Source organism: Pseudomonas sp. HLS-6 TE3448, assembly GCF_053629555.1.
Map to the genome: position 1 here is coordinate 2019672 of NZ_JBRJIO010000001.1, position 15301 is coordinate 2034972.

General features: G+C 60.5%; 9 protein-coding genes. 8 read left to right on the plus strand and 1 reads right to left on the minus strand.

What is annotated here, in order from left to right; all coding sequences use genetic code 11:
- Positions 1-64 precede the first annotated feature (64 nt).
- The 6 genes from recC to AB7M23_RS09350 all read left to right on the plus strand — a co-directional run bounded on the left by recC (position 65) and on the right by AB7M23_RS09350 (position 11753).
- Positions 65-3532: an exodeoxyribonuclease V subunit gamma gene (gene recC, locus AB7M23_RS09325; protein WP_454240665.1), complete on the plus strand. Its 3468-nt coding sequence runs from the start codon at positions 65-67 to the stop codon at positions 3530-3532.
- Positions 3532-7209, plus strand: coding sequence for an exodeoxyribonuclease V subunit beta (gene recB, locus AB7M23_RS09330; RefSeq protein ID WP_454242160.1), 3678 nt, complete (start codon positions 3532-3534; stop codon positions 7207-7209). Before recC ends, recB begins: the two co-directional genes overlap by 1 nt.
- Complete coding sequence (gene recD, locus AB7M23_RS09335) at positions 7206-9290, plus strand: exodeoxyribonuclease V subunit alpha (protein ID WP_454240666.1); 2085 nt, start codon at positions 7206-7208, stop codon at positions 9288-9290. Before recB ends, recD begins: the two co-directional genes overlap by 4 nt.
- A gap of 115 nt (positions 9291-9405) precedes the next feature.
- A complete protein-coding gene (locus AB7M23_RS09340; protein WP_454240667.1) occupies positions 9406-9981 on the plus strand; it encodes a YfiR family protein in 576 nt (191 codons plus the stop codon).
- Between the two features lie 5 nt (positions 9982-9986).
- Entirely contained in the window at positions 9987-11249 is a 1263-nt protein-coding gene (locus AB7M23_RS09345) for a diguanylate cyclase domain-containing protein (RefSeq protein ID WP_454242161.1), read from the plus strand.
- A 3-nt stretch (positions 11250-11252) separates the two neighbouring features.
- Entirely contained in the window at positions 11253-11753 is a 501-nt protein-coding gene (locus AB7M23_RS09350; protein ID WP_099773471.1) for an OmpA family protein, read from the plus strand.
- A gap of 8 nt (positions 11754-11761) precedes the next feature.
- On the opposite strand, the gene AB7M23_RS09355 is transcribed toward AB7M23_RS09350, so the two are convergent.
- On the minus strand, positions 11762-12709 hold the full coding sequence (locus AB7M23_RS09355; RefSeq protein ID WP_099773472.1) for a LysR family transcriptional regulator: 948 nt from the start codon (positions 12707-12709) through the stop codon (positions 11762-11764).
- Positions 12710-12845: 136 nt separating this feature from the next.
- Between AB7M23_RS09355 and AB7M23_RS09360 the strand changes: the two genes are divergently transcribed.
- The gene (locus AB7M23_RS09360) at positions 12846-14372 is read left to right on the plus strand and encodes a CoA-acylating methylmalonate-semialdehyde dehydrogenase (protein ID WP_065759307.1); all 1527 of its coding nucleotides are present in this window, start codon (positions 12846-12848) and stop codon (positions 14370-14372) included.
- Positions 14373-14382: 10 nt separating this feature from the next.
- Positions 14383-15270, plus strand: a complete 888-nt coding sequence (gene mmsB / locus AB7M23_RS09365; protein WP_454240668.1) for a 3-hydroxyisobutyrate dehydrogenase — start codon at positions 14383-14385, stop codon at positions 15268-15270.
- The last annotated feature ends 31 nt before the right edge of the window (positions 15271-15301 follow it).

Below are 15301 nucleotides of genomic sequence, written 5' to 3' on the forward strand. Positions count from 1 at the left end.
CGAGGCCTGTCTCTGCAGCTCATGCTAAGGTTCGAGCCTCTTCACACCGCACCAAGGGATACTCATGCCGCACACCTCCAATCTACAGCCCGGCTTTATGGTGGTTCATGGCAACCGTCTGGATGAACTGCGAAGCCTGGTCGTGGGCTGGATGCGCCGCAATCCGCTGTTGCCGCTGGAGAATGAGATCGCATTGGTGCAAAGCAACGGCATTGCACAGTGGTTGAAGTTGGCTCTGGCTGAAGATCCTGAAGAAGATGATCAGGGCGGTTGCGGTATTGCTGCTGCCATTGACGTGCAACTGCCTGGCAGTTTCATGTGGCAGCTGTACCGCAAAGTGTTGGGGCGTGAGGAGATTCCGGAAACCTCGTTACTCGACAAGGCGCCGCTGACCTGGCGTTTGATGCGTCTACTACCTGAGGTCATTGATCGGCCGCATTTTGAGCCGTTGCAGCGTTTTTTGACCGACGATGCCGATTTGCGCAAGCGCTATCAACTCGCAGAGCGCTTGGCTGATCTGTTCGACCAGTATCAGGTGTACCGCGCCGACTGGTTGCAGGACTGGGCAGAAGGGCACCACCTGCTACGCACCGCACGTGGTGAGTCGAAGCCCTTGCCTGCGGCTAATTGCTGGCAGGCCGAATTGTGGCGAGCGCTGTTGCTGGACGTCGGTACTGAAGGCATGGCGCAGAGTCGTGCGGGTGTTCATCAGCGCTTTATTCAGCGTATCAACGAATTGCAGGAAGCCCCTGCCGGCTTGCCGTCACGGGTTATCGTCTTCGGTATTTCTTCGTTGCCGGCCCAGGCGCTTGAGGCGCTCGCGGGGCTATCTCGTTTCAGTCAGGTGCTGCTGTGTGTACTCAACCCTTGCCGACACCACTGGGCTGATATCGTCGCGGACAAGGACCTTCTGCGTCACCAGTACAAGCGTCAGCAGCGTAAGAGTGGCACCCCGGCAATGATCGATGCCGATGTACTGCACCAGCATGCCCACCCGTTGTTGGCGGCGTGGGGTAAGCAGGGCAGGGATTACATCAATCTGCTCGACAGTTATGACGACCCGAACAGTTATCGTGCGGCGTTCAGCGAAGGGCGTATTGACCTCTTCAGCGACAGCGAACCGCAGAATCTGCTCAACCAGTTGCAGGACGACATCCTCGAGTTGCGGCCGCTGACCGAGACGCGCGCGCTGTGGCCAAGCGTCGACCCACTCAAGGATCGCTCGATACGGTTTCATATTGCGCATAGCCCGCAGCGAGAAGTCGAGATCCTGCACGATCAGTTGCTCGCTCGCTTCAGTGCTGATTCAACCTTGCGCCCTCGCGATGTGATTGTGATGGTGCCGGATGTTGATACCTATGCTCCGCATATTCGTGCCGTATTTGGGCAGATCGCCCGTGACGATTCACGGTTCATCCCCTTCACCTTGGCCGATCAGGGGCAGCGTGGCCGCGATCCGCTGCTGATCGCCCTGGAGCATCTGCTCAAGCTTCCCGACAGCCGCTTCCCGGTCAGCGAGATTCTTGATCTGCTCGACGTCCCGGCCCTCAGGGCGCGTTTCGGGATTAAGGAAAGTGACCTACCGACACTGCATCGCTGGATTGAAGGTGCGGGAGTGCGCTGGGGCTTGAATGCCGAGCAGCGGGCGACACTTGAATTGCCTGCCGGGCTGGAACAGAACAGCTGGCATTTCGGTTTGCGCCGCATGCTGCTGGGGTATGCCGTGGGTGCCGGAGCAAGCTGTGACGGCATCGAGCCCTACGATGAGATCGGTGGGCTGGACGCGGCGTTGATCGGCCCGCTGGTTGCTCTCATTGATGCGCTGGAGGTGGCTTATCGCGAACTGTCCAGCCCAGCTTCTGCAGGCGACTGGGGAGCGCGTTTGAATGCGTTGCTGCAGGTGTTTTTCCGTGCAGAAAACGAGCATGACGACTATCTGCTGGTGCAGTTGCAGTCGCTGTGCGAGGACTGGCTAGAGACCTGCGAGATGGTCGGTCTTGAAGATTTGCTGCCGCTGACCGTGGTGCGTGAAGCCTGGCTGGCCGGGCTTGATCAGGGGCGCCTGTCGCAACGTTTCCTCGCCGGCTCCGTGAACTTTTGCACCCTGATGCCGATGCGGGCAATCCCCTTCAAGGTGATCTGTCTGCTGGGGATGAACGACGGCGACTATCCGCGAGCCCAGCCGCCTCTGGACTTCGACCTCATGGGCAGTGACTACCGTCCGGGTGATCGCTCGCGCCGCGAAGATGACCGTTACTTGTTGCTGGAGGCGCTGCTGTCGGCACGCGATCAACTCTACGTCAGTTGGGTAGGGCGCAGTATTCGTGACAACAGCGAGCGGCCGGCTTCGGTACTGATCGGGCAATTGCGTGATCATCTGGCAGCTGGCTGGACGCTTGCTGGTGGCGAAGCGCAGGACATGGACTCGCTGCTCCATGCGTTGACGGTCGAGCATCCACTGCAACCCTTCAGTGCTCGCTACTTCCATCAGGGCAGTGGTCTGTTCAGTTATGCCAATGAGTGGCGTGCGTTGCATCTGACGGATGCGGGGGAAGCCATTGAGCCGCCTGCCTTGGAGCCTTTCGTGGCTGACGAGCCACTGACCTTGCCATTGCTGCAGGATTTTCTAAGGCATCCCGTACGGCATTTTTTCAGTCAGCGTTTGAAGGTGTTCTTTGAGTCTGCTCAGGCACCGCTGGCTGATGAGGAGCCCTTTGTGCTCGATGCGCTGCAGCGCTACAGCTTGAGTGAGAACCTGTTGGCTGCAGCCCTGGCCGACACGCACGACAGCGAGCGCGCGCTGCTGGCTCAGGCCAACCGCCTGCAAGGGCGTGGCGTGCTGCCGATGGCCGGTTTTGGTGATTGCCTGCGTGACGAGCTCATTGAACCGTTGCCCGACCTGTTGCAGCGTCACCGTCAGCTTTTGGAGCAGTGGCCGCATCGTGTCGACAGCGCCCTGCCCATTCGTTTCGAGTATCGTCACTTGCGTCTTGATGGCTGGCTGGGCCAAGTCTATCGCCGTGAGGGCGATGACCTGTTGAGCATCACTACGTTACCTAACACCATCGGCAGCGGCCGTACCTTGAAGTGGCACCGCTTGATTCACAGTTGGGTCATGCACCTGGCCGCGTGTGCCGTGGGGCTGCCCTTGCACACGGCGGTGGTGGCCAGCGATCAGACCTTGTTGCTCAAGCCATTGGAAAAGGACGCTGCCGAGCAGTTTCTGGGCCACTTGTTGTTGGCTCGACAGGCCGGTATGTCGTCACCGCTGCCCGTGGCGGCGAAGACTGCATTCGCCTGGCTTGAGCAAAGTGATCCAGACAAGGCCCTGGCGGCAGCAGCCAAAGCCTATGACGGTGATGGCATCAGCCATGATGGCGAGCGCAGCGAAAGCACTGCGCTGGCTCGACAGTTCAGTGATTTCGCCGCCCTCACGGCCAGTGAGGAATTCGAAGGCTGGTGTGAGTCGCTTTACCGTCCACTGTATGACGCCGGCTGGCAGTCTGTTGGCCGTGAGGAGGGCCGCTCATGATGCTTGAACCACAACCGCCTTTGGCCCTGAGCTTTCCGTTGCACGGTAGCCAACTGATTGAAGCCAGTGCTGGCACCGGCAAAACCTTCACCATTTCCGCTCTCTATCTGCGCCTGGTGTTGGGGCATGGTGGCGAGCAAGGTTTCGGTCGTGAGTTGTTGCCGCCACAGATTCTCGTGGTGACGTTCACTGATGCCGCAACCAAGGAGTTGCGCGAGCGTATTCGCACGCGTCTGGCAGAGGCCGCACGCTTTTTCCGTGGGGATCTGCTGGAGGCCGACAGCCTGCTGCAACAACTGCGCGAGCAGTTTGATCCCCAGCATTGGGCGGCCTGTGCCAATCGGCTTGAGGTTGCGGCGCAGTGGATGGACGAGGCTGCGGTTTCGACCATTCACAGTTGGTGCCAACGCATGCTGCGTGAGCATGCGTTCGACAGCGGCAGCCTGTTTACCCAAACCCTGGAGACCGATCACAGCGATCTGCTGGGCCAGGTCATGCGCGATTATTGGCGCCGCTTCTGTTATGGCATGCAGGGCGACGCTTTGCAGTGGGTGCGTGCCAACTGGGGCAGCCCCGATGCCTTGTTGCCCAAGGTGCGCGCGTTGTTTGGTCGCCAGCGGGTGGCCAGTGACGCCGATGAACCGCAGGCACTGATCGACGGCGTTCTACAGCAACGTGCCGAGTACCTGCGTGAGTTGAAAGCGCCTTGGGCCCAATGGGCTGCCGAGTTGTTGCAACTCTGCCATGAAGGTCTCGCAGCCAAGCAGGTCGACGGGCGCAAGATGCAGGCGCGTTACTTCGAGCCCTGGTGTGAAAAGCTGAGGGTGTGGGCTACTGAAGAGCAGGCTGAGGAACTCGACCTCGGCACTGGCTTCACCCGCTTTACACCGGAGGGTATGGCAGAAGCCTGGAAAGGTGAGCCGCCACGGCACCCGGCCCTTGAGGCCATGTCGACCCTGCGTGAGCGTTTACAGGCCCTGCCGACTCCAGATGCCAGCCTGCTGGAGCATGCGGCGGCCTGGGTCGGCTCTCGCTTTGAGCAGGAAAAGCGGCGCCGTGCTGAAATGGGCTTCGACGACATGCTGTTGCGACTCGACAGTGCCTTGAGTGGTCCTGCCGGTGAACGCCTGGCCGGGTTGATTCGTGAGCAATTCCCCATCGCGCTGATCGACGAATTCCAGGATACCGATCCCGTCCAGTATCGGATCTTTCAGCGCATTTACCGCATTGAAGAAAACCTGCGCGAGACCGGGCTTTTCCTGATTGGAGACCCCAAGCAGGCTATCTATGCGTTCCGTGGTGCGGACATCTTTACCTACCTGCGAGCCCGTGAGGCCACCGCGGGTCGATTGCATACACTCGATACCAACTTTCGCTCCAGCCAGGCCATGGTTACTGCAGTCAACCATGTGTTCCAGCGTGCCGAGCAACGTACGCAGGGCGCCGGCGCTTTCCTGTTCCGACGCGAAGACGACAACCCGGTGCCGTTCCAGGCGGTCAAGGCTCAAGGCCGAAAGGAGACGCTGCAGGTCGGCGGTCAGGTCGTACCGGCGCTGAATATCTGGCAGCTTGTCAGTGACGAGCCGGTTTCGGCTGCGGTCTACCGGAAACAAATGGCTGCCAGCTGTGCCACTGCCATTGTCGCCTTGCTTAGCGGCGGGCAGCAGGGACGCAGTGGTTTTGTGCAGGCTGAGGGCGAGCTGCGGGGCTGCCAGCCTTCCGATATCGCCATTCTGGTTCGCGACGGCCGAGAGGCGCAGTTGGTTCGCGAAGAACTCGCCGCACGTGGGGTGCGTAGTGTTTACCTGTCGGACAAGGATTCGGTGTTCTCCGCCCAGGAGGCCCATGACCTGTTGTCCTGGCTCAAGGCCTGTGCCGAGCCGGATGTAGAGCGCTTGCTTAAAGCCGCGCTGGCCAGTGTTACCTTGAACTTGCCTCTGAGCGCGTTGGATCAACTGAACCAGGATGAGTTGGACTGGGAACGTTGGGTGATGAAATTCCGTGAGTACCGGCACCTGTGGCGTACTCAGGGCGTTCTGCCGATGTTGCGCCGCCTGCTGCATGACTTCAATTTGCCGCAGGTGCTGATCGCGCGCAGCGATGGCGAGCGGGTACTGACCAACCTCCTGCACCTTGCAGAGCTGTTGCAGCAGGCGGCAACCGAGCTGGATGGCGAGCAGGCACTGATTCGTCACCTGAGCGAACACCTGGCCTCTGGCGGCCAGGCGGCTGAAGAACAGATTCTGCGCCTGGAAAGTGATGAGCAACTGGTCAAGGTCGTGACCATTCACAAGTCCAAGGGGCTTGAGTATCCGTTGGTGTTTCTCCCATTCGTGTGCAGTACCAAACCGGTTGATGGCAAGCGCCTGCCACTGGCCTGGCACGACAGTGAGCGTCAGGCTCAACTGACCCTGACGCCTAACTCTGAGCAGATTGCGCTGGCCGATGATGAGCGTCTGGCCGAGGACCTGCGGTTGCTTTATGTCGCCCTGACGCGCGCACGCCATGCGTGCTGGCTGGGCGTGGCTGACCTCAAGCGGGGGACCAGCAAGGAGTCACTGCTGCACCGATCGGCGCTGGGCTACTTGCTGGGTGGCGGTGTGCCCTTGGATAACTCGGCAGCGCTCGGGCAATGGCTGGCGGCGCTCAGCGATGGGGCCCCGGCAATTCGCTGTGAAGTATTGCCCGAGGCAGAGGCGGCGTGCTTTACCGCAACGCGAAATACGGCCGAGCTGGCACCCCAGAGACTACCCCGCCGCCGTGCTGCCGAGAACTGGTGGATTGCCTCCTACAGTGCGCTGCATATCGGTGAAGACCTTCTGGCGCTGGACAGCTCCCAGGCGCAGCAACTGCTCGACGATGAGCGTGCCGATCCGCTGGTGCTTTCTGAAGCGTTGCCCGGTGGCAGTGATCTCCACCGTTTTCCCCGTGGCCCCAATCCGGGTACCTTTCTGCATGGCTTGCTGGAATGGGCAGGGCGCGAAGGCTTTGCCCGTGTTCGTGAGCAGCCGCATCTCCTGGAAAAGACCGTTGCACAACGCTGCAATCGGCGTGGCTGGACGGGCTGGATTAGCACCTTGAACCACTGGTTGGGGCAACTGATCGAGACGCCAATGCCGTTGGCGCCGAACAGCCCGCCCGTGGTCCTGGGCGAGCTACACCAGTACCAGATCGAGATGGAGTTCTGGTTCGCCAGCCATCAGGTGGATGTCGCCTGCCTTGATCGTCTGGTGGCGCAGTACACTCATAACGGCGAAAACCGTGCAGCCGCCAAGCCGGCACTGCTCAATGGCATGTTCAAAGGCTTTATTGACCTGGCCTTCGAACATGACGGTCGCTACTACGTGACCGATTACAAATCCAACTGGCTGGGCGCGGAGGATTCCGCCTACAGCGAGCAGGCCATGGAAACGGCGATTCTTGAGCATCGGTACGACTTGCAGTACGTCCTCTATCTGTTGGCCCTGCACCGGCAGTTGCGTGTTCGCCTGCCCGATTACGACTATGACCAGCATGTTGGCGGTGCCGTGTTCATGTTCCTGCGTGGGGCGCGTTCGTCGTCCAGAGGCGTGTACTTCGTCAAACCACCACGGGAATTGATTGAGCAACTGGATGCACTGTTTCGTGGCAATTGGCAGCCGCAACAACAGGACCTGTTTGGAGAGCAGCAGCCATGAGCCGTACCTTCACCGACCTTTTGCCATTGCCGCTGGACGCGCAACAGTTGTCGGCCCTGCGCCCCTTGAGCGAGATCAACGATCTGCTGATCCTGCTTGACCGTTGGGTTGAACGCGGTTGGTTACGCGCTCTGGACCGGGCCTTTGTTGCGTTTCTTGGCGAGCTCGACGGGCGTGCCGACCCTCGGGTGTTGCTGGCCGCCGCACTTGCCAGCCATCAGTTAGGGCATGGGCATGTCTGCCTGGATGTGGGCGAGACCCTCGCCGAGCCGGATTTCGCGTTGTCTCTGCCGCCTGAGGGTGACCTCCTGGCGGGGCCGGTGTTACTGCCGTCACAATTGCTTGAGCACCTGGATCAGGCGACCTGGTGTGCAATCCTGTCGAGCAGTGCGCTGGTGGCCCATGCCGGGAATGACGCGCAGACAGACAGACCGCTGGTGCTCTGCGGCCAACGCTTGTACCTGCGCCGGTACTGGGGCTATGAGCGCCAGGTCGACAGCGCCCTGCGTCAGCGTCTGGCACAGCAGGAGGTTGCGGCGGTCGACTTGCGTGCACGGCTTGACCAACTGTTCGAGAGCGGTGCTCCGGCAGGGCAGGTCGATTGGCAAAAACTTGCGTGTGCACTGGCGACCCGTGCGGGGTTCAGCATCATCACGGGTGGCCCCGGCACGGGTAAGACCACGACAGTCGTGCGGTTGCTGGCGTTACTTCAGGCTCCCGCAGTGGATATGGGGCGTCCGTTGCGTATTCGCCTCGCCGCACCGACGGGCAAGGCGGCTGCGCGCCTGACTGAGTCCATCGGTCAGCAAGTGCAGCAATTGGCTGTCAGTGAAACCGTGCGTGAACATATTCCCACCGAGGTCTCGACGGTTCACCGTCTTTTGGGCAGTCGACCTGGTTCGCGGCACTTCCGTCACCACTCGGGCAACCCGCTGCCGTTGGATGTACTGGTGGTCGATGAAGCCTCAATGATCGACTTGGAGATGATGGCCAACTTGCTGGCAGCCTTGCCGCATCATGCCCGGCTTATTCTGTTGGGTGACAAAGACCAATTGGCGTCGGTCGAGGCCGGTGCGGTACTGGGTGACCTGTGTCGTGATGCCGAGGCGGGTTGCTATAGCCCGCAGACTCAGCGCTGGCTGGAGCAGGTCAGTGGCGAACAGCTTGCCGACAGTGGGCTGCAGCCGGGCTCCGCAGAACAGCATGCTCTGGCCCAGCAAGTGGTCATGCTGCGTCACTCCCGACGTTTTGGTGAAGGTAGCGGTATCGGACAACTGGCGCGCTTGGTCAACGCTCAACAAGCGGAGCCGGCGAGGGCGCTGTTGGCAACGGCCATGCATGCGGATCTTCACCTGCTGAGCCTGCGTAGTGAGCAGGATCGAGCACTCGATCGATTGCTGCTGGACGGTATCGGACGTGGAGAAAGCGACGCCAAGGGCTATCGGTACTATCTGCAGGTGATGGGCAGTGAGCGTCCGCCCGAGAATGCCCCGCTGGATGATCCGCGCTGGGGCAACTGGGCCTTGGCGGTATTGCGGGCGTTCGAGACGTTTCAACTGCTCTGCGCGGTGCGAAAAGGGCCTTGGGGGGTAGAGGGGTTGAACCTGCGTGCTACCCAGGCCTTGTCCCGCGCGGGGCTGATCGACAGTGACGCGGTTTGGTACGAGGGCCGCCCGGTGTTGATGACCCGTAACGACTATGGGCTGGGTTTGATGAACGGTGACATCGGTATCGCCCTGCGGTTGCCGGAGGGAGGGAGTGGCGGCAAGCAGGTGCTGCGCGTTGCGTTCCCACGCAGTGACGGCAAGGGCGGTGTGCGCTTCGTGTTGCCAAGCCGGCTGAGCGATGTTGAAACGGTTTACGCGATGACGGTGCATAAGTCCCAGGGCTCGGAGTTTGCCCATACCGCGCTGATTTTGCCGGATGCCTTGAACCCGGTGTTGACCAAGGAACTGATCTACACCGGTATTACGCGCGCCAAGCACTGGTTCAGCCTTATTGAACCGCGGCAGGGTGTATTTCAGGAGGCGGTACGGCGCAAAGTGAAGCGGCTTTCGGGGCTGATGCTGGATCAGACCTGAGTGCTGCGATGCTGCCACACTCCGGATTGCCTCTTGGGGGGGATGGCTCGCGGGGAAAATGGGCATTGTGCTATCTTTGCCCAATTGTCGTGCCCCATTTTGAGAGAATTCCCACATGAACGTGGCCGCCCCGATCCCGGGACGTGTGATGAGCTGGATGCTTGGACTGCTGGGCAGTTTTCTTTTCCTGTGTACCAGCGTGGCCTGTGCTCAGGCTGACAGTAATGCGGCCCATGCGGAGCTTCGTGCCAAGGCTGTCACGCAGGTGGTGCTTGGAATTCTCAGTTATGCGCGTTGGCCGGTTGAACCGGCTCAACTGCGTCTGTGCCTGGTTGGGCCCACCGAATATGCCGATGATCTGGTCAAAGGGACCACCCAGGCCACTGGCCGTCCGGTGTTGGTGCGCCGACTGCTGACCGGTGCTCCACGGATTGTCGATGAGTGTGACGCGGTCTACATCGGTAAGCTCAGTGCTGAAGCGCGCAGCCAGTTACTCAGCGAGATCATTGGTCATCCGCTCCTGAGCATCAGCGAAGCGGACGATCCCTGTACGGTGGGTAGCCTGTTCTGTCTGCGGGTCAATGACACCCATGTGGCTTTTGAGGTCAACCTCGATTCGGTTGCCCGCAGCGGCGTGCGTATTCACCCCAGCGTACTGCAGCTGTCGCGGCGTCGGGCGGTGCAGCCGTGACCCGCCTGCGCAATGGCCTGGGGCGTTTGACCCTGCGTGCGGTGCTTGGGCGACGGCATTTGAGCGTTGCCTTGCTGGCTGTCGGGCTTGCGGGAATCTCTTTGACCCTGATGGGTGTCCTGACGCTGCGAGCCTACGCCAACCACAACTTGCACCTGATCGCCCGGTCGATCAACTACACCGTAGAAGCCTCGGTCGTGTTCAATGACAGCAGTGCGGCCAATGAGGCGCTGGCGCTGATTGCTGCGACTGAAGAAGTCGCCGACGCGAAGGTATTCGACGATAACGGGGATCTGCTGGCGCGCTGGCAACGCCACGACGATGGCATGCTGGCGCCGTTGAAGCGGTACCTGGCGAGCACGTTGCTGGAAGATCCCATCAACCTGCCAGTGGTGCACCAAGGGCAACAGGTCGGTCGAATCGAGCTGGTCGGTCAGGGTGATAGCCTGATGCGCTTTCTGCTCAGTGGCCTGATCGGCATCATGCTGTGTACCGTACTCAGTGCCTTCGGTGCGTTATCCCTGTCGCGTCGTTTGTTCGGCGATATCGTCGGCCCTTTGCGCAACCTTGCCAATGTGGCACATGCGGCACGTTGTGAGCGTCGCTTTGACCGGCGCGTCCCGCCTGCACAGATTGCCGAACTCAACGAGTTGGGCCATGACTTCAATGCGTTGCTTGATGAGCTGGAAACCTGGCAGCACCATCTGCAAAGCGAAAACGCAACCTTGGCGCACAAGGCCAGCCACGACAGCCTCACCGGGTTGCCGAACCGGGCGTTTTTCGAGGGGCGTCTGAGCCGAACCCTGCGTAGCGCGTCGCATAGCCAGGAATCTGTGGCTGTGCTGTTTATCGACAGTGATCATTTCAAGACCATCAATGACACCTACGGTCACGCTGCTGGCGATGAAGTGCTGATCACCGTGGCCAATCGGGTGCGGGCACAGTTGCGTGAGCATGATCTGGTCGCGCGCCTGGGCGGTGATGAGTTTGCGGTGCTACTGGCGCCTATTCAGCGAACCGAAGATGCCGAGCGTATTGCCGACAAGATCATCGCCAGCATGCGCACCCCGATTCATCTGCCTGACGGGCAGGTAGTGGTTTCATCCCTGAGTGTTGGCCTGGCGGTGTATCCCGATGATGGTGATACGCCGACTGAACTGCTTAGCGCTGCGGATGCCGCCATGTATCACGCCAAGCACCTCGGTCGAGGTGGGCGGCACAACGCAGAGTCGGAGCACTCTGCGGCTAGCACAAAAAACAGGAGTTAAACCGTGAGCCGTTCTATCAACCGTCTGCGCTTTCATTTTGTCGCTCTGACGCTTGCTTTGGTTACCCTTGTGGGTTGCCAGAGCGTGCCCCCCAAAGGCCTGAGTGCTGAACAAATTGCGCTCCTGAAGCAGGAGGGGTTCGTTTTGACCGATGAAGGCTGGATGTTCGGTTTGCCTGGCAAAGTCCTTTTTGGCAGTGACCTGGACAGCTTGAATGCGCAGAGCCGGAAAATCGTCGAGCGTATCGGCAAGTCGCTGCTCTCGGTCGATATTCAGCGGGTACGCGTGGACGGTCATACCGACTCGTCGGGCAAGGCCCGTTACAACGAGCAGTTGTCGCTACGCCGTGCGGCCAGTGCAGCAAGCGTGCTGATAGCCGTCGGCATGCGCCCGGAAAACGTTGAGACCCGCGGGCTGGGTAGCCGTGAGCCGGTTGCCAGCAATGACACTGCCGCCGGCCGCACGGAAAATCGTCGGGTCGCTATTGTCGTTGCTTCCGATTAATCAACGAACTAGTCAATAAACACCGTCGAGCGCGACTCGCCCATCAACAGCGCGGTGTTCAGCTCGGTCACTTCGCGGATGTAATCCCACAACAGGGTAATCCGCTTCAACTTGCGCAGATCCTCGCGGCAGTACATCCAGAACTGCCGGGTAATCTCTATTTCCTGCGGCAGGATCGGCACCAGGCGCGGATCCTGTGCGGCCAGGAAACACGGCAAGATGGCCAGCCCGCGGCCCTGTTGAGCGGCCACATACTGAGCGATCACGCTGGTGCTGCGCAGGTTGGCGCTGGCTGCGGGCAACAGGTTGGCCAGGTACAGCAGCTCGGAACTGAAGGCTAGGTCATCGACGTAGCTGATAAACGAATGATCGGCCAGATCACTGACCCGTTGAATCGGTGCATGGTTGTCCAGGTATTCCTGGGTGGCATACAGGCGCAGTCGGTAATCGCACAGTTTGCAGCACACATACGGTCCGTGTTCCGGGCGTTCCAGGGCAATGACAATATCGGCCTCGCGTTTGGACAGGCTGATGAAGTGTGGCAGCGGCAGGATGTCCACTGAAATGGCCGGGTAGTGGTCGAGGAAGTGGCTCAACTGCGGGGTCACGAAAAAGCTGCCGAAGCCTTCGGTGCAGCCCATGCGCACATGCCCGGAGAGGGCAACGCCGGAGCCTGAGACCTGCTCGCAGGCCATGTGCAGGGTACTTTCAATGGACTCGGCATAGCTGAGCAGGCGCTGGCCTTCTGCCGTGAGCACGAAACCACTGGTACGTGATTTCTCGAACAGTAATGTGCCCAGCGCCACCTCCAATGAGGCGATTCGCCGCGACACGGTGGTGTAGTCCACGCCCAGCCGCTTGGCTGCGCTGCTGGCCTTGCGGGTACGCGCCACTTCAAGGAAGAACTTCAGGTCATCCCAGTTCAATGAACCGAGGGAGGTGATGTTTTTTTGCATGTTGGACCGGATTTTATGTGCGTTCTTATTAGAAGTTTGCACATCTATACTCCAAATCAGCCCCTTGACCAAGTGCCCGTCGCGCTTGACGCGCCGAAGGCGATCTCTCCCTAACAACAAATTCAGGAGAAGCCCCATGAACGCATCCCTTACGCCCAACCAGACCAAGGTCGACCAGGTTCGCCTGCTGATCGACGGCCAGTGGGTCGAGTCGAAAACTACAGAATGGCGTGACGTGGTAAACCCTGCGACCCAGCAGGTGCTGGCGCGGGTACCCTTTGCTACTGCCGATGAAGTCGATGCGGCCATTGCGGCGGCTCAACGTGCGTTCAAGACCTGGCGTGATACGCCGATTGGTGCGCGGATGCGCATCATGCTCAAGCTGCAGGCACTGATTCGCGAGCATTCCAAGCGCATCGCGCTGACCCTCAGTGCTGAGCAGGGCAAGACCATTGCTGATGCTGAAGGCGATATCTTCCGCGGCCTGGAAGTGGTCGAGCACGCATGCTCCATCGGCACCCTGCAGATGGGCGAGTTTGCCGAGAACGTTGCCGGTGGTGTTGATACCTACACCCTGCGCCAGCCGATCGGCGTCTGTGCCGGCATTACCCCGTTCAACTTCCCGGCGATGATCCCGCTGTGGATGTTCCCGATGGCCATCGTGTGCGGTAATACCTTTGTCCTCAAGCCGTCCGAGCAGGACCCACTGTCGACCATGATGCTGGTGGAGCTGGCCATCGAAGCCGGTGTGCCGGCTGGCGTACTGAACGTTGTGCATGGCGGCAAGCAGGTGGTTGATGCCCTGTGTACTCATCAGGACATCAAGGCCATTTCGTTCGTCGGTTCGACCGAGGTCGGTACCCACGTCTACAACCTGGCGGGCCAACACGGCAAACGCGTGCAGTCGATGATGGGCGCGAAGAACCATGCCGTCGTGCTGCCGGATGCCAACCGTACGCAAACCCTCAATGCACTGGTGGGTGCCGGTTTTGGTGCGGCCGGTCAGCGCTGCATGGCCACCTCGGTTGCGGTGCTGGTGGGCAAGGCGCGTGAATGGCTACCGGAACTCAAAGAACTGGCGTCCAAGCTCAAGGTCAATGCCGGCAGTGAGCCGGGCACTGATGTCGGCCCGCTGATTTCCAAGCGTGCCAAGGAGCGCGTACTGGGCTTGATCGAGAGCGGTATCCGTGAGGGCGCGAAGCTGGAACTGGACGGCCGCGACGTCAAGGTTCCTGGCTACGAGGAAGGCAACTTCATTGGCCCGACCCTGTTCTCCGGCGTGACCACCGACATGCAGATCTACACCCAGGAAATCTTCGGCCCGGTGCTGGTGGTGCTGGAGGTCGATACCCTTGATGAGGCCATCGCCCTGGTCAACCGCAACCCCTTTGGCAACGGCACTGGCCTGTTTACCCAAAGCGGCGCAGCGGCACGCAAGTTCCAGAGTGAAATCGATGTTGGTCAGGTTGGTATCAACATCCCAATCCCGGTCCCGGTTCCGTTCTTCAGCTTCACCGGTTCGCGCGGTTCCAAGCTCGGTGACCTGGGCCCTTACGGCAAGCAAGTGGTGCAGTTCTACACTCAGACCAAGACCGTCACGGCCCGTTGGTTCGATGACGACAGCGTCAACGACGGTGTGAACACCACCATCAGCCTGCGCTAAGGAGATCGTCATGCGTATTGCATTTATCGGCTTGGGCAACATGGGCGCGCCGATGGCGCGCAACCTGATCAAGGCCGGGCATCAACTGAATCTGTTTGACCTGAACAAGACCATCCTGGCCGAGCTTGCCGAGTTGGGTGGCCAGGTCAGTGCCTCGCCACGGGAAGCGGCAGAAGGCAGCGAGCTGGTGATTACCATGCTGCCAGCCGCCGCCCATGTGCGCAGAGTGTACCTGAGTGAAGACGGCGTGCTGGCGGGTGTGCGTGCCGGTACCCCGGTAGTGGATTGCAGCACCATCGACCCGCAGACGGCTCGTGATGTTGCGGCCGCCGCCGCCAAGCAGGGTGTCGCGCTGGCCGATGCGCCGGTTTCCGGTGGCACGGGCGGCGCCCAGGCGGGCACACTGACCTTCATGGTGGGCGCGAGCGCTGAACTGTTTGCCACCTTGCAGCCGGTACTGGCGCAGATGGGCCGCAACATCGTTCATTGTGGCGATGTCGGCACCGGGCAGATCGCCAAGATCTGTAACAACCTGCTGCTGGGTATCTCGATGGTGGGGGTGTCCGAAGCCATGGCGCTGGGCAATGCCCTGGGTATCGATACCAAGGTTCTGGCGGGGATTATCAATAGCTCCACTGGGCGTTGCTGGAGCTCGGATACCTATAATCCGTGGCCGGGCATCATCGAGACGGCACCGGCTTCGCGCGGCTATACCGGCGGTTTTGGCGCCGAGCTGATGCTCAAGGACCTGGGGTTGGCGACTGAGGCGGCACGCCAGGCTCACCAGCCGGTGATTCTCGGCGCGGTGGCGCAGCAGTTGTATCAAGCGATGAGTTTGCGCGGTGATGGCGGCAAGGACTTCTCCGCGATCGTCGAAGGTTACCGCAAGCCTGAATAGCAAGCTGCGTTGATCACGGGCAGGCCGGCTC

Bases quoted from the DNA above. Each gene is read 5' to 3' on its own strand.
- AB7M23_RS09340 (WP_454240667.1), top strand. From the start codon at position 9,406: ATGAACGTGGCCGCCCCGATCCCGGGACGTGTGATGAGCTGGATGCTT.
- recC (WP_454240665.1), top strand. From the start codon at position 65: ATGCCGCACACCTCCAATCTACAGCCCGGCTTTATGGTGGTTCATGGC.
- AB7M23_RS09360 (WP_065759307.1), top strand. From the start codon at position 12,846: ATGAACGCATCCCTTACGCCCAACCAGACCAAGGTCGACCAGGTTCGC.
- recB (WP_454242160.1), top strand. From the start codon at position 3,532: ATGCTTGAACCACAACCGCCTTTGGCCCTGAGCTTTCCGTTGCACGGT.
- mmsB (WP_454240668.1), top strand. From the start codon at position 14,383: ATGCGTATTGCATTTATCGGCTTGGGCAACATGGGCGCGCCGATGGCG.
- recD (WP_454240666.1), top strand. From the start codon at position 7,206: ATGAGCCGTACCTTCACCGACCTTTTGCCATTGCCGCTGGACGCGCAA.
- AB7M23_RS09355 (WP_099773472.1), bottom strand. From the start codon at position 12,709: ATGCAAAAAAACATCACCTCCCTCGGTTCATTGAACTGGGATGACCTG.